Genomic DNA, 17502 nt, shown 5'->3' with positions numbered 1-17502 from the left:
CAGGAATCGTCGGGTGGCGGGCCCGGACCCGACGTCGTCTGCTCCATCGAGGGCGGCGGGACGCGACCACACGACGGACGGGAGGCGCGGTGCCCGCCCGCACCGCGCCTCCCGTCCGYCGTGTGGTCGCGTCCCGCCGCCCTCGATGGAGCAGACGACGTCGAGTCGGGACCCGCCACCCGACGATTCCTGCTCCATCCGCGGGAGCGGGGCGCCGGGCGCGCGGGGGCGGGGCGGCGCCCGCGGCGCGCCCGGGTCAGAGCTGACCGAGTGCGGCCTGCACGCCCAGGCTCGTGCCCGCGACGAGGACCCAGAGCACGATCCCGAGCAGCATCGGGCGGAACCCGGCCCGTCGCAGCGCGCCGAAGTCCGTCGAGAGCCCGATCGCGGCGAGCGCCACCGTCACCAGGAACGTCGCCACGGCGGCGAACCCCGGCGCCGCGTCGGCCGGCAGGACCCCGACGGTCCGCAGCAGCACGACCACGAGGAAGCCGACCAGGAACCACGGCACCAGCCGGAGCACGCGGACGCCCCCGGCGCGACGCTCCCCCGTGTCGGGCGTGGGCTGCGTGCGGGCGGTGCGGCGGGCCTCCAGTCCGGCGAGCCCGACGACGATCGGGATGATCACGAGCGTCCGCACCAGCTTGACGACGACCGCGGTGTCGGTCGCCTGGCGTCCGTACACCGTTGCGGTGGCGACGACCGACGAGGTGTCGTTCACGGCGGTCCCCGCGAAGACGCCGAACGCGTGCTGGGAGAGCCCGAGCGCGTGGCCGACGACCGGGAAGACGAACACCGCGGCGATGTTGCAGAGGAAGATCGTCGACATCGCGTAGGCGACCTCGGCGCTCGCCGCACCGATCACGGGGGTGACGGCCGCGATCGCCGAGGCCCCGCAGATCCCGGTGCCGACGCCGATCAGCGTGCGGAGCGCGCCCGACACCCGGAGCAGCCGGCCGATCCCCCACGCGGCGACGAGGCAGACGACGAGCGTCGTCAGCATCACGGGCAGGGTCTCGCCGCCGATGCGCAGGACCTCGCCGATCGACAGCTGCGCGCCGAGCAGCACGACGGCGGCCTGCAGGACACGGCTCGAGGCGAACTTCACGCCGGGCTGCAGGATGCCCAGGTCGCCCGCGGCACCGGCTGTCGCACCGTCGCGCCCGTCCTCGTGGGCACGACGGCGGACGAGCCACCCGACCAGGGCGCCGAGCACGACCGCGGGCACCGGACCGCCCACGACGGGCACGGCACGCCCGATCAGGCTCGCGACGATCCCGATCACGAGCGCGAGGGCGATCCCGGGCAGGGCGGCGGCGACGGCCGGGCGGGACAGGGGCATGCGGACCAGCATCCCACCGCTGCGCCGCCCGCCGGGGAGCGGCCGCCTGAGACGTGGTCCAGGTGCTACGGCGTCGGCGGCACCTCGCCCGTCATCCGGACGCGGCCGGCGGCGTCGTCCCACGTGTAGGTCGCGGTGGCCCGGCCGGTCGGGTCGGCGTTGCTGTCCTGCGGGCCGGCGTACCGGTACTCGACGCGCAGGGCCGCGTCGGAGGTGCGGGTCACGGTCGGTTCGAACGGGTACTGCAGCTTCGTGGCGGTGCCGAGGTACGTGCCGTCGTGGAACAGCAGGATCGCGACGGGCGAGCTCCCGGTGGCGTCGGCGACCGTGACCGTCACCGCGGACAGCGCCGCGCAGCCGTCGTACTGCGCGGTGTCGGCGGTCGCGGGGTCCCACCGCGCCGACTCGAGGCCGGCCGGCAGGGGCAGCTCGGCGATCGCCCGGGCGGCGGCCGTGGCTCCGTCGGACGGTCCGCAGGACGGCGTCGCGCTCGACGTCGCGGCCGGTGCGGCGGCGGGTGTGCTCGGCGCGGGGCTCGCGGTGACGGTCCGGGTCGTCGTGGCGGTCGGCGTCGCCGCGGGCCCGCCGGAGCACCCGGCGAGCGTGGCCACGGCCGCCGCCGCGAGCAGGACCCCGCCGACGGTCCGGGCCGGACGAGTGGTGCTGGTGAGGCTGGAGTGACGCATGTCCCCACACTGCTCCTCGGGTGCGGCGGACGTTCCGGTCCACGGGCCGCGCTGCCCGGCTGAGCAGGACACCACGGGCACACCGGGGCGTACCATCCTGGTCGGGAGCAACGGCGGTCCCGTGACATCCCCGCCGTCACCCACCCAGTGGCGCCGGGTCGAGCAGACCGACCGACCAAGAGCATGCCGTGACCGAACACCTCATCGAGTACGTCGCCCGTGACCGTACGGGCATCACCGCCGTCGTGACCACGACCGGCGTCGTCGACGTCGACACCGTCATCGACCACATCCACGCCGGGCACGCCGGGTACTACGTCGCTGCCGACTCGTGGAAGCGCACACCGGTGCGGAGCATGTCCTTCATCGGCGGCTCGTACCTGTTCGCGAACTGGGACGGGTCGAAGCGGAACATGCTGCACGACCTGGCGTTCCGGATGCCCACGCGCAGCGTGCAGGTCGTGCCGCAGCAGCGGACGGGCCCGGTGCAGCGGCTCCTGCAGGCGCTCTTCGGCCACCGCGGCTGACGCGCGCGTCGCGTTGGCCGTCGCATCCGTCGCGTCCCGGAGCGGGCACGGACGCAACGGGAGGCGCGGTACCAGCTGGCACCGCGCCTCCCGTTGCGTCCTGCGGTCACCGCACCGGGCCGCGGGTCGCGTCCGTCCTAGACGTCGCGCGTCTTCGCGGCCGTGACCGCGAACGCGGCGACCGCCGCGACCCACGCGGCGAGGACGCCGAAGGCGGCCCAACCGCTCAGCACGATCGTCCCGGACGCGTCGTCGACCTGCGGCACCGAGTAGGTGTAGAGCCGCATGCCGGCCGCGTCGGGCAGGAACGCCGCGGTGTCGAGCAGCCACTGTGCGCCGAGCAGGTTGCCCATGAGCTGCAGGATGATCGGGACCACGAGCAGGAGCCCGAGCGTGATCGCGATGCCACCGGCGCTCGAGCGGACGAGCAGCCCGACGGCGAACGCCAGCAGCGCGATCATCGTGACGTCGACCGAGGCCCCGAGGATCGGCAGGAACACCGACGGGTCGGCGAGGTCGGCCTCGACGCCCTTCGCTGCCTGGAGCGGCACCGCGATCGCGACGCCGATCCACGTCGACACCGCGCTGACCAGGAAGGTGGCGACGGCGAGCACCACGGCCTTGGCGCCCAGGGCACCGAGACGACCGGGGTCCGCCGTGAACGTCGACCGGATCTGCCCGGTCGTGTACTCGCCGGTGATGATGAGGACGCCGAGCACCGCGACGACGAGCACGGTGAAGCCGACGCTGAGCGTGGCGATGTTCACGACCTGCCGGTTCGCCGCGTCCTGGAGGACCTTCCCGGGCTCGGGGTCGACGAGCGCGCCGAGCAGGGCGGCCATCCCGACGGTGAGCACGACGAGGATCGCGAAGCACCAGAGGGTCGAGCGGACGCTGCGGAACTTGATCCATTCGCTGCGGACCAGTCGGGGGAACCCGAGGCCGATGCGGGCGCGGGAGTCGAGCGCGGTGGCGGTCATCGGGTGGCCTCCGCCCGGTACTCGACGTCGTCCTTGGTGAGGGCCATGTACGCCTCCTCGAGGCTCGCACCCATCGGGGTGAGTTCGTGGAGCACCGCGCCGGTCTGCGCGGCGAGGGTGCCGATCTGCTGCGCGTCGGGGCCGACGACCTCGAACGCGCCGTCCTCGCGCGGGGTGATCGACGAGGCCGCCGAGCCGAGCGCGGTGAACAGCTGGTCGGGGTGCGGCGTCCGGACGAGCGTCCGCTTGCCACCGCCCCCGGAGCCACCGGAGACGAACTCGTCGATCGGGGCGTCGGCGAGGACCCGCCCGCGGCCGAGCACGACGACGCGGTCGGCGGTCTGCGCCATCTCGCTCATGAGGTGGCTGGACAGGAACACCGTCCGGCCGTCGGCGGCGAGTCGGCGGGCGAGCTGTCGCACCCACACGACACCGTCCGGGTCGAGGCCGTTGACGGGCTCGTCGAGGATGAGGGTCTTCGGGTCGCCGATGAGCGCCGCCGCGATGCCGAGGCGCTGCCCCATGCCGAGCGAGAACCCGCCGACGCGCTTCTTGGCGACCGACTCGAGGCCGGTGAGCTCGATCACCTCGTGCACGCGGGCCTTCGGGATGCCGTGCGTCGCCGCGAGCCCGAGCAGGTGGTTGTAGGCGCTCCGCCCGGAGTGCACCGCCTTCGCCTCGAGCAGGGCCCCGACCTGCCGGAGCGGGTCGCGGAACGACGTGTACGGCTGCCCGTTCACCGTCGCCCGCCCCGACGTGGGCCGGTCGAGTCCCATGATCATGCGCATGGTGGTCGACTTGCCCGCGCCGTTCGGCCCGAGGAAGCCGGTCACGCTGCCCGGCCGCACGACGAACGAGACGTCGTCGACGGCGAGCTTGGAGCCGTACCGCTTGGAAAGATGCTCGATCTCGATCACGGTCTCGACGCTATTGCCGGGCGCCCGGTCGGCGCGTCCCCCGGAGGGTGGACCCCCGGCGTCATCCCCCGGGAGGACACCGTGCCGTGATCCGTCGTCACCGCGACGGACCAGGACGCCAGGACGCACATGGAGAACCGCTGGAGATCCACCCCAAACCGACCCGGGGAGTGCTCCGAACAACCTGCACGACGACGGCGCTGCCTCAGCGCAGCGCCGGGACCACGTCACCGCACTCGGAAGGACCGACCATGACCAGCAACGCAGCAACGCGCACCACCGGCTACGGCTCGACGCTGACGCAGAAGGGCGCCCTCGTCTTCGGAGTCGTCTTCCTCATCGTCGGCATCGCCGGCTTCATCCCGGGCCTCACGATGGACATGGGCTCGATGTCGATGGCGGGCCACGGCTCGATGGCACTCCTCCTGGGCCTGTTCCAGGTGTCGGTGCTCCACAACATCGTGCACCTGCTGTTCGGCGTCGTCGGGCTCCTCGCGGCCCGCACCGCGACGGGCGCACGGCTCTACCTGCTCGTCGGCGGGATCGTCTACCTCGTGCTCTTCGTCTACGGCCTCTTCACCGCCGGCATGATGGGCGGCGCGAACTTCGTGCCGCTGAACAGCGCCGACAACGTGCTGCACGCCGTGCTCGCCGTCGCGATGATCGTGCTCGGCCTCCTCCTGCCCCGCGCCGGTCGCACCGCGCGCTGACCTCGTCGGGGCCGTCCGGTGCTGGACGGCCCCGACCTCGAGCGGTGACCTGGGGATCAGGGGTCATCGGACGCCCCCGTCGCGATCGCGGCGGGGGCGTCGTCGTGCGTGCGGGCAGCACCGCGATGCGCGTGCGTCATCGCTCACGACCGCGGCGCCGGCGCAGGTCGGAGCCGCAGTGCCGGCGCGTCAGAGCCGCAGTGCCAGCGCGTTCGCGGTGAGGCCCGCCGCGGTCCCGCAGAGCAGGACGGTGTCGCCCGGCCCGAGCCGCCCGTCGTCCAGGCACCGGGCCAGCGTGTACGGCACCGACGACGACACCATGTTCCCGTACTCGGCGACCGCGTCGACGTACTTGCCCGGCGGGATGCCGATCCGGCGCATCGCGATGCCGAGCGCCCCGCTGGCCTGGTGCGGCACGACGAGGTCGACGTCGTCGAGGGTCAGCCCGCTCCGTGCGAAGAACCGCTCGAAGAACCCCGGCAGCACGCCGAGCATCCCCATCAGGGCACGCCGCCCGTCCATGTCGAACAGGTAGTCGGCCGGGTCCCCGGCGGCGTACGCCTGCGCCGGGAAGCGGGACAGGCCGCCACGCAGCTCGGTGTCGTGCGCGTGCGCGGGCCAGGTCTGCTGCAGCGCGGACAGGACGCCCTGCCCGCCGTCGCCCCGGGTGAGCACGACCGCGGCCCCGGCGTCCGAGAACAGCTCGGCCGACTCGCGCTGCGCCGGGTCGAGGAACCGGGAACCGACGTCACCGGACACGACGAGCACGCGCTCGTGGTCGCCGTCCTCCAGGTAGCGGGAGGCCACGTCGAGCGCCGTGATGAAGCTCGTGCACGTCGACCCGACGTCGAGCGCTGCGGCACGGGCACCCGGCGCGACGCGCTCCATGACGAGTGCGGCCGTGCACGGGATCGGCTGCACCCCGGCGGCACAGGCCGCGATGACGAGGTCGAGGTCGTCGGCGTCGATGCCGGCCGACACGATCGCCCGGGATGCGGCCTCGGCGAGCATGTCGAGGTGCGACACGTCGTCGGCGATCCGGTACCGCGTCACGGTCCGTGCCCCGCTGCCGAACGTGACGGCGCGCTCCGGCAGGGACGTGCCCCACCCGGTGATCCTGCAGTGCTTCATGGTCCCCCTCGGTCGTGCGCGACGAGCAGGTCGACCCCCGCCGGGTGCTCGTCGTGGCTGAACAGCAGTCTGGTGCCCGCGCGCTCCAGGTCGAGCAGTCGCCGGGCGGTGTCGCGCTGGGCGTCGGCGTCGTGCGCGACCGCGCGGGGCAGGGCGCGGAGTGCCCCCTCCCGCCCGAGCAGGTCGCGCGACCACGCGGCGTCGCCGGCGAGCAGCACCCGGTCGGCGACGAGGGCGCCGAGCTGGCCGTCGGCGTGGCCGGGCAGGCGGACGAGCCGGTACACGCCGTCGCCGAACGGGTCCGCGACCGCGAGGCCGGCGCGTCCGGGGCGGAACGCGGCGTCCGGTACGACCTCGAGACGGTCGGTCAGGTCCGCCGGCAGCAGGCCGCGCAGCACCCCGTCCCGCAGGCGCGGGTGCGCGATCCGTCGCCGGACGCCCTCGCTCACCAGGACCCGGGCGTGCGGGACGGCCGCGAGCCCGCCGACGTGGTCGGGGTGCAGGTGGGACAGCACGACGTGGGTCACGGCCGCGGTGTCGACGACGTCGGCCAGGGTCGCCCCGGGCGGGACCACCGGGGGCAGCAGGCGACGGTACAGCCGACCCGCGACGCCGGTCGCCCAGGGCAGCGGCGCGTACCCGGTGTCGAACAGGACCCGTCGCCCGCCGCCGCTCCACAGGAACACGCCGGCGGGGAACACCCGGCGCTCCCGCGGGGCACCGCGGAGCAGCTGGTGGACGTCGTGCGTCGTGTGCCCACAGGCGAAGGCGTGCAGCGTGCCGATCCCGCCCGCGCCGCCCCCGTCGCCCGCGCCGACTCCGCCGGCCGGCGCCGCGTCGTGCTCAACCACGCTGCACCGACGCGTAGCTCGCGAGCGCGTCGTCGAGGGACACCAGCGGCTCGTACCCGAGCACCCGCCGGGCCCGGGAGACGTCGAGCGTCTGCGAGTGGGTGATCGTCGAGACGGTGTACCGCGTGACGGGCGGCTCGGGGTGGCCGGGCAGCACCGCGCACACGGCCTCGAGCACCCCGGCGACGCCGTACACCAGGCGCGCGGGCAGGTGTCGGTGCCGCAGCGGGAGCCCGAGTCCGGTGAGCAGCTGGTCGAGCAGCTCGACGAACGGCCTCGGGTCGTCGTTCGTCACGTTGAAGGCGAGCCCGGCGGCACCGGGCACCTCGGCCGCGAGCCGGACCGCGTGCGCCACGTTCTCGACCGCCGTCAGGTCGACGAGGCCCCGGCCGCCGTCGAGCACCGGCACGCCGACGCGCGCGTGCACCCGGAGCAGCCGCGGCACCAGGCCGGTGTCGCCCGCCCCGACGACCCCGCGCGGCCGGAGCACGACGACCTCGGGGTTCCGCGGGTCCGCCGCCGCGGCACGCAGGAGCGACTCGGCTTGGGTCTTCGAGCGGATGTAGTGGTTCATCGGCCGGCTCGGGTCGACCTGGTCCTCGCAGATGTCGAGCCGGTCGCGGGGTGCGGCGTAGATCCCGGGCGAGGAGACGTGCACGAGCCGCCGGGCGCCCACGCGCCGCGCGTACTCGAGGACCTTCCGCGTCCCGGTGACGTTCGCGTGCTCGAACTCCGCCCACCGGCCCCACGGCGAGGACAGTGCGGCGCAGTGCACCACGACGTCGGCGGGGACGTCGGCGTGCGCGAGGTCGTCGAGGTCCCCGACGTGCACGGCACCGGCGGGCAGCGCCTCGGCACGACGCCCGGACGCGGTCACCCGGTACCCGTGCTCGCGCAGCGTCCGCACGACGTGCCCGCCGACGAACCCGCTCGCACCGGTCACCAGTGCCCGCTCCCCCATGTCGACCGATCCTAGGCGTACCCCCCGTCCGCGCCCGGGTGGCGGCCCGGGCTCCCCCTAGGCTCGGGGCGTGCGGATCGCCCTCGTCACCGACTACTACCTGCCGACGCTCGGCGGGGTGCAGACCGCCGTGCGCTCCCTGGCCGAGGCACTGACCACCGCGGGCCACGAGGTGACGGTGTTCTGCCCGGACGACCCGGCGGGCCCCTGGCACGACCCCGCCGGGCACGACCCCGCCGCGCACGACCCAGCCGGGCACGACTCCGCGGCCGGGCACGACACAGCCGCCGACGGCAGCCCCGCGGCCGCGCACGACCCCGCCACCGCGCCGGGCCCCACAGTCGTCGGCCTCCCCGTCGCCCGCGCCTTCCGCCCCGACGGCTACCCCTTCGCCTGGTCCCCCCGGCGCGTCCGGGCCGTGCTCCGTCGCGCCTTCGCCGCCCGGGGCGTCGAGGTCGTGCACACCCACTCGGAGATGTTCGCCGCGCTCGGCGGGATCCGCGCCGCGCAGGACCTCGGGCTCCCCGTCGTCCACACCATGCACGGTCGGATCGACGTCTACACCCGGAACGTGCTCCCGCTGCCGGCGCTCACGACCGTGCTCCTCGCCCGGTTGCACGCCGCCCAGGTCGACCACCGCGGCATCCGGGTCGGCGCGGACACCCCGTACACCCGCACGCGGACCGCCCGGCGGATGTGGCGGGTCATGCTCGCGCAGTCCCGGGCGAGCGACCACGTGCTCGTCCCCTCGCGGCACTTCGCCGACAAGCTCGTCGACCGGGGCGTGCGCACGCCGGTGTCGGTCCTGACGAACGGCATCGAGCCCGCGGTGCTCGACGCCCTCGGTCCCGCCCGCGAGCGGACCAGGCAGCCCGACGAGCCCCTCCGCGTGCTCTGGGTGGGCCGGCTGTCGCCGGAGAAGCGCCCGGAGGTCCTCGTCGCGGCAGCGCGCTCGTTCCCGCCGGGGACCGTCGTCGACGTGCTCGGCGACGGGGTCTCGCGCGCGGCGGTGGCCCGGGCGGCGGCGGGTGGACCGGTGACGCTGCACGGCTCGACGCCGCACCCGCGGGTCCTCGAGATGATGCGGCGCGCGCACGTGCTCGTGTCGAGCTCGTCCGGCTTCGACAACCAGCCGATGGTGATGCTCGAGGCCGTCGCGACCGGCCTGCCGGTCGTGCACTGCGACCCCGACCTCGCCGAGGTCGTGCCCGACGGCGGCGGCTTCACGACGCCGACGCCGGACGCCGCGGGGATCGTCGCGACGATCCGGCACCTGCACGACGACCCGGCGGCGCTCACGGCCGCGAGCCGCGCGCTCGTCGCGGCGCGCGGCCGCGTCGAGCAGCGCGTCGACGACCTGGTCGACGTCTACGCGAGCGTCCTGCGTCCGTCCCGCACCTCCTGACGGACGGGAGGCGCCGTACCCGGCCCGCCACGCGCCTCCCGGCCGCACCGTGCGCCGGACCGGAGGCGCCGTACCCGGCCCGCCACCCGCCTCCGGCCCGCACCGCACCGCACGACGGACGGGAGGCACGGTGCCGTCCCGCACCGTGCCTCCCGTCCGTCCGCCGCTCACGCCGAGCGGCGCGCGGTCACCGGACCTTCTTGATGGGCAGGATCACGAGTGCCCCGAGGAGCACCGCGACGCCCGCACCCCAGAGCATGAGCGTGTAGTTCTGCCCGCCGCCGGTGCCGAGCAGGAACAGGCCGACGGCCGGGGCGAGCGACTGCGGCAGCGCGTTCGCGATGTTGATCACGCCGAGGTCCTTGCCGGGGCGCTCCGGGTCGGGCAGCACGTCGACCACGAGCGCGGTGTCGATCGCGGCGTAGATGCCGAAGGCGAAGCCGAGCACGACCTCGGCGAAGTAGAACCCGCCGACCGAGTCGACGTGCGCCAGGATCACGAGGCCGACCGCGGTGAGGGCGGTCGATCCCCAGACGAAGACCTTGCGGCGGCGGATGCGGTCGGACACCCATCCGGAGACCGCGGCGCTGACGAGCAGGGCGACCGTGTAGAGCAGGACGCCGAACGCGACCGTCGCGGTGGCCTGGGCCACGTCCTCGATGCCGATCTGGTCCTTGATGTAGAGCAGGCGGTAGGTCGTGAACATGAACGTGCCGAAGGTGATCAGGAAGCGCCCCCACCAGGCGAGCCCGAAGTCCGGGTGCTTGATCGGGTTCGTCCAGAACGACGCGATGAGGGTCAGCCAGCTGAAGGGCTTGGTGGTCGTCGGGAGCTCGTCGCGGGCCACGACGCAGTAGACGAGGATCACGACGACGGCCAGGACGCCCGGTGCGATGAAGAGCACCGGCAGGTTGCCGACCAGGTACACGGCGAGGTAGAGCCCGGCCAGGATCGCGATGTTCTGCGCGAGGGCGATGACGCTCGACGCCTTGCCGCGCTGGAACTCGGGCACGTTGTCGGCGAAGCTCGCGGTCAGGGTGGCGAGGACCGCGTTGGCGGAGACCTGGGCGAGGACCCACGCGAGGGTGAGCTGCAACACGTCCGGCGAGAACGCCAGCCACGCGAGCGCGGCGACGAAGACGACGACGCCGATGACCATCCAGGGCCGGCGACGACCCCAGCGGGTGCGGGTGCGGTCGGAGAGTGCGCCGGCGAGCGGGTTCGCGAGCAGGGCGCCGAGGGCACCGAACGGCAGGACCGAGCCGACGATCGTCTCGGGGCTGTCCGGGTTGAGCACCGTCGCCTTGATCGACATGCTCACGAAGACCGGGGTGAGCAGCGCGGCGAACAGACCGAACTGGGCGAGGCTGAGCGCCCAGAGGTACTTCGGGCCGACGCGGACCGTACTGACGGACTGCGTGAGGCCCTCGACCGAGAACGCTCGCGATGCCGCTGCGGGGTCGGAGCTCGTCGCCCCGGCGGCTGCGGTGACCGGCGGGTTCGCGGTACCGGCGAGACCGGTCTGCGGTTCTTCCTTCGACGTCGGTGTCGACATGACTCCTCCTCGAGCCATCGGGGGCCTGGGGCCTCTCGAATACCTAGTGCTACTAGGTGGAGTGACCGTAGCACCGAAAACCTTGCAGCGGAAGGGTTCTGTCCGGCCACCTCGGAACACCACGAGGGAGGCCGCGGTTGGCTCGACGGGTGGCCGATGCGCGGCCGCCACTGACGAAAGGTGCACCCGTGACCCAGACGGTCTTCCTCGAGGTCCGGTTCCGCGACGACGTCGGCCAGGACGCGATCGACGCCGCGGTCCGCGAGACCCTCGCCCAGACGGCGGGCTTCGCCGGCAACGAGTCGCTCGAGGTGCTCTTCGACGACGCCGACCCGACCCGTGCGGTCGTGCTCGAGCGCTGGACGACCGCGGCCGACCACGACGCCTACGTCGCGTGGCGTGCGACCCCGGAGGGCGCTCCGGAGGCCCTCGGCGCCGTGCTCGCCGGACCGCCCGTCACCCGGACGTTCGGCCGCACGCTCGACCTGGCCTGACCCGGTCACGACGACGCCCCGCACACCAGCGTGTGCGGGGCGTCGTGGTGCCGGCGACGGGCTCAGCCGAACGGGACGACCCGCACGACCACCGCCACGACGAGCATCGCGACCGACACCACCGCCGCGCGCCACAGCACCTTCCGGTGGTGGTCGCCGAGGTTGACGTTCGCGAGCGACACGAGCAGCAGGATCGCCGGCACGAGCGGGCTCTGCATGTGCACGGGCTGCCCCACCACCGAGGCCCGCGCCATCTCGGCGGGCGTGATCCCGAACGCGGCGGCGCTCTCGGACAGCACCGGCAGGATCCCGAAGTAGAACGCGTCGTTGCTCATGAAGAACGTGAGCGGCATGCTCAACACCCCGGTGATGCCCGCGAGGTACGGCCCCATCGAGTCGGGGATCACCGCGACCAGCCAGTCCGCCATCGCCGCGACCATCCCGGTGCCGTCGAGCACACCGATGAGCACCCCGGCGGCGAACACCATCGACACGACGCCGACGATGCTCGGCGCGTGCGCCACGATCTGCGCGGTCTGCTGCTTGAGCTGCGGGAAGTTCACGAGCAGGGCGATCGCCGTGCCGACCATGAACACGTACGCCAGCGGCAGCAGCCCGGTGACGAGGGCGACCATGACCACGACGGTCAGCGCGAGGTTCACCCAGATGCGCCCCGGGCGGAGCGTGGGACGGTCCGGGTCGAGCATGGTGGCCGCGAGCGACGAGCCACCACCGGCGGCCTGGTCGACGCCGGTCGCGTCGTCGTCGATCCCGTCGACGCCCTCGCCGTCCGCCCGCCGCCCGTCGGCCTTGCCGCCGCGCAGGCCGAGCGCGACCGTGGGGCTCGTGAACATGCCCCCGCCGGTGCCACCGACGGCCGCGAGCACGCGGGACCCGGCACCCGCGGGTGTCCGTTCGGCACGGCGCTCGGTGCGGAGCGACTCGGTGAACTCGATCAGCCCGAGCCGCTTGCGCTCCCGGAGCCCCATCGTCCACGCGAAGACGAAGCACAGCACGAGCCCGACGACGAGCGACGGGATGAGCGGCACGAAGATCTCCGACGGCTCGATCTTCAACGCCGCGGCCGCACGGGCGGTCGGCCCGCCCCACGGCACGATGTTCAGCGTGCCGTTCGTCAGGCCGGCGACGCAGGTCAGCACGACCGGGCTCATCCCGAGCTTGAGGTAGATCGGCAGCATCGCCGCGGTGACCACGATGAAGGTCGTCGACCCGTCGCCGTCGAGCGACACCGCGCCGGCGAGCAACGCGGTCCCGAGCACGATCTTCGCCGGGTCGTTGCCGGTGACCTTGAGGATGAACCGCACGAGCGGGTCGAACAGGCCGACGTCGATCATGAGCCCGAAGTACATGATCGCGAACATGAGCAGCGCCGCGGTCGGGGCGAGCGTGCCGATCGCCTTCATCACCATGTCGCCGAGGCCCAGCCCGGCCCCGGCGAACAGTCCGAAGACGGTCGGCACGATGATCAGGGCGAGCATCGGCGACATGCGCTTCGTCATGATGAGCACCATGAACGCCGCGATCATCGCGTAGCCGAGGATGACGAGCATCGGGACTCCTTCGTCCGTGTCGAGCAGTTGGGGCAACCTACGACCCGGCCTGGAGGCGCGGCGCGCTTCTGCGCGTTGGCCCACCATCGCGCGTTGACCGCGTTCTGCGCGTTCTGCGCACGCGGGTCGGCGCGCGCTCCGTACGCTGTGGTCCGTGACCGACGACCGCTCACGGCGCCGCCCCCGGCTCCGCTTCGCCACCCAGGTGCTGGTGCTGCAGCTGGTCGTGGTCGTCGCGGTCGTCCTGCTCACGAGCGCCGTCTTCGTCCGCGTCGAGGTCGCCCGGCTCGAACGGGCCGCCGAGGGCACCGCGCTCGCGATCGCGCAGAGCGTCGCCGCCCAGGACGACGTGCGCACCGCGGTGGCCCGTCTGAGCGTCGACGGCACGGCCCTCGACCGCACGGCGCTCGCGGACGGACCGGTGCAGCAGGCGGCCCTCGCCGCGCAGCGGCGGACCGGTGCGCTCTTCGTCGTGGTGACCGACGACCGGGGCGTCCGGCTGGCGCACCCCGACCCGGACCGCATCGGCGAGATGGTGAGCACCTCCCCCGACGCGGCGCTCCGCGGCCGGGAGACCGTGTCGTGGGCGCGCGGCACCCTCGGGGAGTCGGCGCGCGCGAAGGTCCCCGTCTACGCGCCCGGAGCGGACGCGACCCGAGCGGACGCGACCCGCGCCGACGGGGACCGGGCCGACGGGGCGGACCCGAGCCGCGCCTCCCGGCCGGGCGCCGGGGTCGTCGGCGAGGTGAGCGTCGGCTTCACGCGCGACCGGGTCTACGACACCCTCGTCGAGGACAGCGTGCCGGTCGTCGGCGCCGCCGTCGCGGCGGTGCTGCTCGGGCTCGTCGCCTCGCTGCTGCTGCGTCGACGGCTCGTCCGACTGACGCTCGGCGTGCAGCCCGAGGAGCTCGTGACGCTCGTGCAGAACCAGCAGGCCGTGCTCGGCGGGGTCGACGAGGGCGTGCTCGCGACGCGGCCGGACGGCACCGTGACCGTCTGCAACCCCGAGGCCGCGCGCCTGCTCGCACTGGCGGACCCGGTCGGTCGGCCGGTGCGGGAGCTCGCGCTGCCCGTCGGCCTCGCGGCCGCGCTCGACCCCGGGGCCTCGGTCCCGTCGAGCACGACCGTCGTCGCCGGCACCCGCGTGCTGCTCGTCGACGTCCGCTCGGTCACCCGCGACGGGGTCGACCTCGGCCGCGTCGCCGTGCTGCGGGACCGCACCGACGTCGAGGCGCTGTCCCGGCGGCTCGACGCGGTCGGCTCGCTGACCGAGGCCCTGCGCGCGCAGCGGCACGAGTTCGCGAACCGCCTGCACGCGATCGCCGGACTGCTCGACCTCGGCGAGACCGGCCGTGCCCGCTCCTACCTCGCCGACGTGCAGGAGCGCGGGCCGCTGCGCTACCCGGTGCAGCACGCCGACCGGCTGACCGAGCCGTACCTGCAGGCGTTCCTCGGCGCGAAGGGCGTCGAGGCGGCCGAGCGCGGGGTGCTCCTGCGGATCGGCGCCGAGACGCTCGTGCAGGGCACCGTCACCGACCCGGGCGACTGCACGACCGTGCTCGGCAACCTCGTGGACAACGCCGTGACCGCGGCACTGCAGGGCGACGACCCGACGCCGTGGGTCGAGGTCGAGGTGCTCGACGACGGCGCGGTGCTGCACCTGTCGGTGATGGACTCCGGTCAGGGGGTCGCCGACGGGGTGGACCCGTTCGCGCGGCGGTCCCCCGTCGTCGACGCGGCAGCGACCGGCGACCAGGGCGGTCCCGACCCGGACCGGGCGCACGGGTGGGGCATCGGGCTCCCCCTGTCGCGGGAGGTCGCCCGCCGGCGCGGCGGGGACGTGTGGCTCGCCTCGGCGGGCGGGGACGACCACGGCGCGGTGTTCTGCGCCCGACTCGAAGGGGTGGTGCGACCGTGACCGACGACGCGACCGTGCTCGTGGTGGACGACGACTTCCACGTCGCCGAGCTGCACCGACGCCAGGTCGACCAGGTCCCGGGCTTCCGGGCGCTCGACCCGGTCGGGACGATCGCCGCCGCGCGGTCGGTCCTCGCGAGCACACCGGTCGACCTCGTGCTCGTCGACGTCTACCTGCCCGACGGCAGCGGGATCGACCTGCTCCGGGCGGTCGACACGGACGCCTTCGTGCTCAGCGCCGCCTCGGACGCCGGGACCGTGCGCCGGGCGATGCGGCACGGGGCCCTCGCGTACCTCATCAAGCCGTTCGGGTCGGGCGTGCTCGCCGAGCGGCTCCGGGCGTACGCGCGCTCCCGGAACGTGCTCGACGAGCGGGCCACCCTCGACCAGGAGGCCGTCGAGCGGGCGTTCCGGATCCTGCACGCCGGGGACGGCGGCGGGGCGTCCCCCTCCCGTGCGGCGACCGCGGCGCTCGTGCTCGAGCATCTCTCCGCCGAGGTCGAGCGGTCGGCCGCCGAGGTCGCCGGCGCGATCGGGGTGTCCCGGGCGACGGCGCAGCGGTACCTGGCGCAGCTCACCGCGGACGGGACGGTGACGATGCAGCTGCGGTACGGGGCGGCGGGGCGGCCGGAGCACCGGTACACGCGGCGGTGAGCCGGTTCCGCGGCCACCGGACCGGTGACGCCGCCCGGGTGACCGGCTGCCGGACGGGAGGCGCGTGGCGGGCCCGCACCGCGCCTCCCGTCCGACACCGGGTCACGCCGTGACCGCGACCTCCGTCGCCTGCCGCCCGATCGCGAAGTCCGTCGCCGTGCCGCGCACGGCCGCGCGGTAGCCACCCCGGAACCCGTGCACCCGCACCTGCCCGCGCTCGTCGGTGCGCAGCACCGTCGGCCCCGTCCACCACTCGTCCTTGACGAGCCGGCGCAACGCCTCGTACGACGGCTTCGGCGTCCCGTCCGCGTGCACGAGCCCGATCGGCGCACCGAGCCAGGCGCCCGCGTCGGTGATGCCCCAGTAGGTGACCGCCTCGACGGCCGGGTGCCCGACCAGGCTGCGGTAGTGCCGTTCGACCTCGTCGGCCTGACGGGCCTCGCCCTCGGGCGTGGACGGCCACGAGTCGACCTGGTGGTCGTTGAGGTCGACGACGTCGGCGGGCATGAGGTCGCCCGAGACGAGCGAGGTCTCGGTCAGGTGCAGCGGCAGGCCGTACCGGGCGAAGCGGTCGACCATCGCGAGCATCGCCTCCTCGCCCCGGTAGCCCTGGTGCATGTGGGTCTGCAGGCCGATCGCGTCGACCTGCACCCCCGCCTCGAGGACCCCCTCGATCAGGCACTCGTACGCGCTCGACAGGTCGAAGTCGTTGAGCAGCAGGGTGGCGTGCGGGTTCGTGGCACGGGCCTCCTCGAACGCCATCCGGATCGTCGGGATGCGGCCCTTCGCCCGGGCGAGCGGCGTGATCGCGTTGTCGCCGTTGGCGAAGACCGGCATGATGACGACCTCGTTGATCGCGTCCCACGTGTCGACCAGGCCGGCGAAGTCCCCGACCTCACGGCGGATGCGCTCCCGTTGCAACCGTTCGACCTCGTCGAGCGGCAGCCCGAGGAGCCAGTCGGGCTGCACGGTGTGCCAGACGAGCGGGTGGCCCTTCAGGGCGACGCCGCGGTCCCGGAACCAGCGTGCCGTCGTCTGCAGGCGGGCGGTGTCGGGTGCACCGCGCTCGGGTTCGAAGCGGCCCCAGTAGAACGGCAGGGTCGCCGTCGTGAACACGTCGGTGTACAGGTCGGCGAGCCGTTCCAGCCGGTCCCGCTCGTCGCCGTCGACCTCGTCGTTCGCGAGTCCGACGAAGTCGAAGCCGATGTTGCCGAACCCGAACGCATGCCCGGTCTGCTCGACGGTCACGTCGACGTCCGGCACCGGAGCGCCGTCGCGGTCGACGACGGTCAGGGTCGCCGTGCCGGTGCGGTGCGCGACCGCCTGCTGCTGTGCTCCGTGCATGTCCGCGGCTCCTCCGCCGTCACCCTCCCGGACACCGTCGTCCCGGATTTGTTGTGCGGCCGAACATAGCAACCGTGCGCGGCGCTGTCAGGAGGGCGAGGTGCCGTCTGTCCGCTCGACGATGCGCTCGCCCGTCTCCGGGTCCCAGCCGACGGTGCGGGGCGGCTGCTCCCGGGGACGTCGCGGGAGCGGTGGGAACCACGGACGGGCGGCGGGGAGGAAGCTCAGCACGACGGCGACGACGACGAGCACGAACCACCAGGTGGCGGCCGCGACGGCGACGACGGCCGGTCGTACCGGCACGGACCGCGACAGGTCGGCCACGACATCCTGGTACCGCTCCTGAACGAACCGGAGTCCCGGGACCCGGTCTCCCGAGGCTCGTTCATCGACTGCGGCGCGATCTTCAGCGCATGGACCCGAACGACCCGAACCGGGGGACCCCGACCCCCACCCC

The 17502-nt window shown here is 74.1% G+C and carries 17 protein-coding genes; 6 read left to right on the top strand and 11 right to left on the bottom strand.

Features of this window, described 5'->3' with window-relative positions; genetic code table 11:
* Positions 1–256: 256 nt before the first annotated feature.
* Both BEP24_RS13135 and BEP24_RS13130 read right to left on the bottom strand, forming a co-directional pair.
* Positions 257–1342, bottom strand: a complete 1086-nt coding sequence (locus BEP24_RS13135) for a putative sulfate exporter family transporter (RefSeq protein ID WP_065964117.1) — start codon at positions 1340–1342, stop codon at positions 257–259.
* A 65-nt stretch (positions 1343–1407) separates the two neighbouring features.
* Complete coding sequence (locus BEP24_RS13130; protein ID WP_065964112.1) at positions 1408–2028, bottom strand: LppP/LprE family lipoprotein; 621 nt, start codon at positions 2026–2028, stop codon at positions 1408–1410.
* A gap of 188 nt (positions 2029–2216) precedes the next feature.
* Here BEP24_RS13130 and BEP24_RS13125 point away from each other — a divergent pair, with 188 nt between their 5' ends.
* Positions 2217–2555 carry a hypothetical protein gene (locus tag BEP24_RS13125; RefSeq protein ID WP_065964111.1) on the top strand — a complete coding sequence of 113 codons (339 nt, stop codon included), beginning with the start codon at positions 2217–2219 and terminating at the stop codon, positions 2553–2555.
* Positions 2556–2692: 137 nt separating this feature from the next.
* Here the strand turns inward: BEP24_RS13125 and BEP24_RS13120 are convergent, their stop codons facing one another.
* Together BEP24_RS13120 and BEP24_RS13115 are read right to left on the bottom strand one after the other, a co-directional pair.
* Positions 2693–3535 carry an ABC transporter permease subunit gene (locus tag BEP24_RS13120; protein WP_065964109.1) on the bottom strand — a complete coding sequence of 281 codons (843 nt, stop codon included), beginning with the start codon at positions 3533–3535 and terminating at the stop codon, positions 2693–2695.
* Positions 3532–4452 carry an ABC transporter ATP-binding protein gene (locus BEP24_RS13115; protein ID WP_065964107.1) on the bottom strand — a complete coding sequence of 307 codons (921 nt, stop codon included), beginning with the start codon at positions 4450–4452 and terminating at the stop codon, positions 3532–3534. Before BEP24_RS13115 ends, BEP24_RS13120 begins: the two co-directional genes overlap by 4 nt.
* Positions 4453–4703: 251 nt before the next feature.
* Here BEP24_RS13115 and BEP24_RS13110 point away from each other — a divergent pair, with 251 nt between their 5' ends.
* The gene (locus BEP24_RS13110) at positions 4704–5162 is read left to right on the top strand and encodes a DUF4383 domain-containing protein (RefSeq protein ID WP_065964103.1); all 459 of its coding nucleotides are present in this window, start codon (positions 4704–4706) and stop codon (positions 5160–5162) included.
* A gap of 189 nt (positions 5163–5351) precedes the next feature.
* Here BEP24_RS13110 and BEP24_RS13105 read toward each other — a convergent pair whose 3' ends face one another.
* From BEP24_RS13105 to BEP24_RS13095, 3 genes are read right to left on the bottom strand one after another with little or no spacing between them, the layout of a single operon-like run.
* A complete protein-coding gene (locus tag BEP24_RS13105; protein ID WP_065964100.1) occupies positions 5352–6293 on the bottom strand; it encodes a 3-oxoacyl-[acyl-carrier-protein] synthase III C-terminal domain-containing protein in 942 nt (313 codons plus the stop codon).
* Positions 6290–7144, bottom strand: coding sequence for an MBL fold metallo-hydrolase (locus BEP24_RS13100; RefSeq protein ID WP_065964099.1), 855 nt, complete (start codon positions 7142–7144; stop codon positions 6290–6292). The genes BEP24_RS13105 and BEP24_RS13100 overlap by 4 nt, the downstream gene beginning before the upstream one ends.
* Positions 7137–8105 (bottom strand): NAD(P)-dependent oxidoreductase, encoded by a 969-nt coding sequence (locus BEP24_RS13095; RefSeq protein WP_065964096.1) that lies wholly within the window; start codon positions 8103–8105, stop codon positions 7137–7139. The genes BEP24_RS13100 and BEP24_RS13095 overlap by 8 nt, the downstream gene beginning before the upstream one ends.
* Positions 8106–8175: 70 nt before the next feature.
* Between BEP24_RS13095 and BEP24_RS13090 the strand changes: the two genes are divergently transcribed.
* Positions 8176–9510: a glycosyltransferase gene (locus tag BEP24_RS13090; protein ID WP_065964095.1), complete on the top strand. Its 1335-nt coding sequence runs from the start codon at positions 8176–8178 to the stop codon at positions 9508–9510.
* A 187-nt stretch (positions 9511–9697) separates the two neighbouring features.
* Here the strand turns inward: BEP24_RS13090 and BEP24_RS13085 are convergent, their stop codons facing one another.
* On the bottom strand, positions 9698–11065 hold the full coding sequence (locus BEP24_RS13085) for an MFS transporter (RefSeq protein ID WP_065964094.1): 1368 nt from the start codon (positions 11063–11065) through the stop codon (positions 9698–9700).
* Between the two features lie 188 nt (positions 11066–11253).
* Here BEP24_RS13085 and BEP24_RS13080 point away from each other — a divergent pair, with 188 nt between their 5' ends.
* Positions 11254–11559 (top strand): antibiotic biosynthesis monooxygenase, encoded by a 306-nt coding sequence (locus BEP24_RS13080; RefSeq protein ID WP_065964093.1) that lies wholly within the window; start codon positions 11254–11256, stop codon positions 11557–11559.
* A gap of 62 nt (positions 11560–11621) precedes the next feature.
* On the opposite strand, the gene BEP24_RS13075 is transcribed toward BEP24_RS13080, so the two are convergent.
* Entirely contained in the window at positions 11622–13130 is a 1509-nt protein-coding gene (locus BEP24_RS13075; RefSeq protein WP_065964088.1) for a citrate:proton symporter, read from the bottom strand.
* A 154-nt stretch (positions 13131–13284) separates the two neighbouring features.
* Between BEP24_RS13075 and BEP24_RS13070 the strand changes: the two genes are divergently transcribed.
* Entirely contained in the window at positions 13285–15048 is a 1764-nt protein-coding gene (locus BEP24_RS13070) for an ATP-binding protein (RefSeq protein WP_065964087.1), read from the top strand.
* Entirely contained in the window at positions 15045–15701 is a 657-nt protein-coding gene (locus BEP24_RS13065) for a response regulator (RefSeq protein ID WP_065964086.1), read from the top strand. The genes BEP24_RS13070 and BEP24_RS13065 overlap by 4 nt, the downstream gene beginning before the upstream one ends.
* Before the next feature lie 102 nt (positions 15702–15803).
* On the opposite strand, the gene BEP24_RS13060 is transcribed toward BEP24_RS13065, so the two are convergent.
* Positions 15804–17045, bottom strand: coding sequence for an endo-1,4-beta-xylanase (locus tag BEP24_RS13060; protein WP_065964085.1), 1242 nt, complete (start codon positions 17043–17045; stop codon positions 15804–15806).
* Between the two features lie 87 nt (positions 17046–17132).
* Positions 17133–17369: a hypothetical protein gene (locus tag BEP24_RS13055; RefSeq protein WP_065964081.1), complete on the bottom strand. Its 237-nt coding sequence runs from the start codon at positions 17367–17369 to the stop codon at positions 17133–17135.
* Positions 17370–17502 lie beyond the last annotated feature (133 nt).

This window comes from Curtobacterium sp. UCD-KPL2560 (assembly GCF_001705035.1).
In the GTDB taxonomy this organism is placed as follows: domain Bacteria; phylum Actinomycetota; class Actinomycetes; order Actinomycetales; family Microbacteriaceae; genus Curtobacterium.
The sequence above is the reverse complement of the archived record's forward strand: the minus strand, read 5'-3'. Positions and strand labels throughout refer to the sequence as shown.

What these genes read in the sequence shown, in the direction of transcription:
- BEP24_RS13135 (WP_065964117.1), bottom strand. Translation starts at nt 1,342, where the DNA reads ATGCCCCTGTCCCGCCCGGCCGTCGCCGCCGCCCTGCCCGGGATCGCC.
- BEP24_RS13130 (WP_065964112.1), bottom strand. Translation starts at nt 2,028, where the DNA reads ATGCGTCACTCCAGCCTCACCAGCACCACTCGTCCGGCCCGGACCGTC.
- BEP24_RS13120 (WP_065964109.1), bottom strand. Translation starts at nt 3,535, where the DNA reads ATGACCGCCACCGCGCTCGACTCCCGCGCCCGCATCGGCCTCGGGTTC.
- BEP24_RS13110 (WP_065964103.1), top strand. Translation starts at nt 4,704, where the DNA reads ATGACCAGCAACGCAGCAACGCGCACCACCGGCTACGGCTCGACGCTG.
- BEP24_RS13105 (WP_065964100.1), bottom strand. Translation starts at nt 6,293, where the DNA reads ATGAAGCACTGCAGGATCACCGGGTGGGGCACGTCCCTGCCGGAGCGC.
- BEP24_RS13095 (WP_065964096.1), bottom strand. Translation starts at nt 8,105, where the DNA reads ATGGGGGAGCGGGCACTGGTGACCGGTGCGAGCGGGTTCGTCGGCGGG.
- BEP24_RS13085 (WP_065964094.1), bottom strand. Translation starts at nt 11,065, where the DNA reads ATGTCGACACCGACGTCGAAGGAAGAACCGCAGACCGGTCTCGCCGGT.
- BEP24_RS13075 (WP_065964088.1), bottom strand. Translation starts at nt 13,130, where the DNA reads ATGCTCGTCATCCTCGGCTACGCGATGATCGCGGCGTTCATGGTGCTC.
- BEP24_RS13060 (WP_065964085.1), bottom strand. Translation starts at nt 17,045, where the DNA reads ATGCACGGAGCACAGCAGCAGGCGGTCGCGCACCGCACCGGCACGGCG.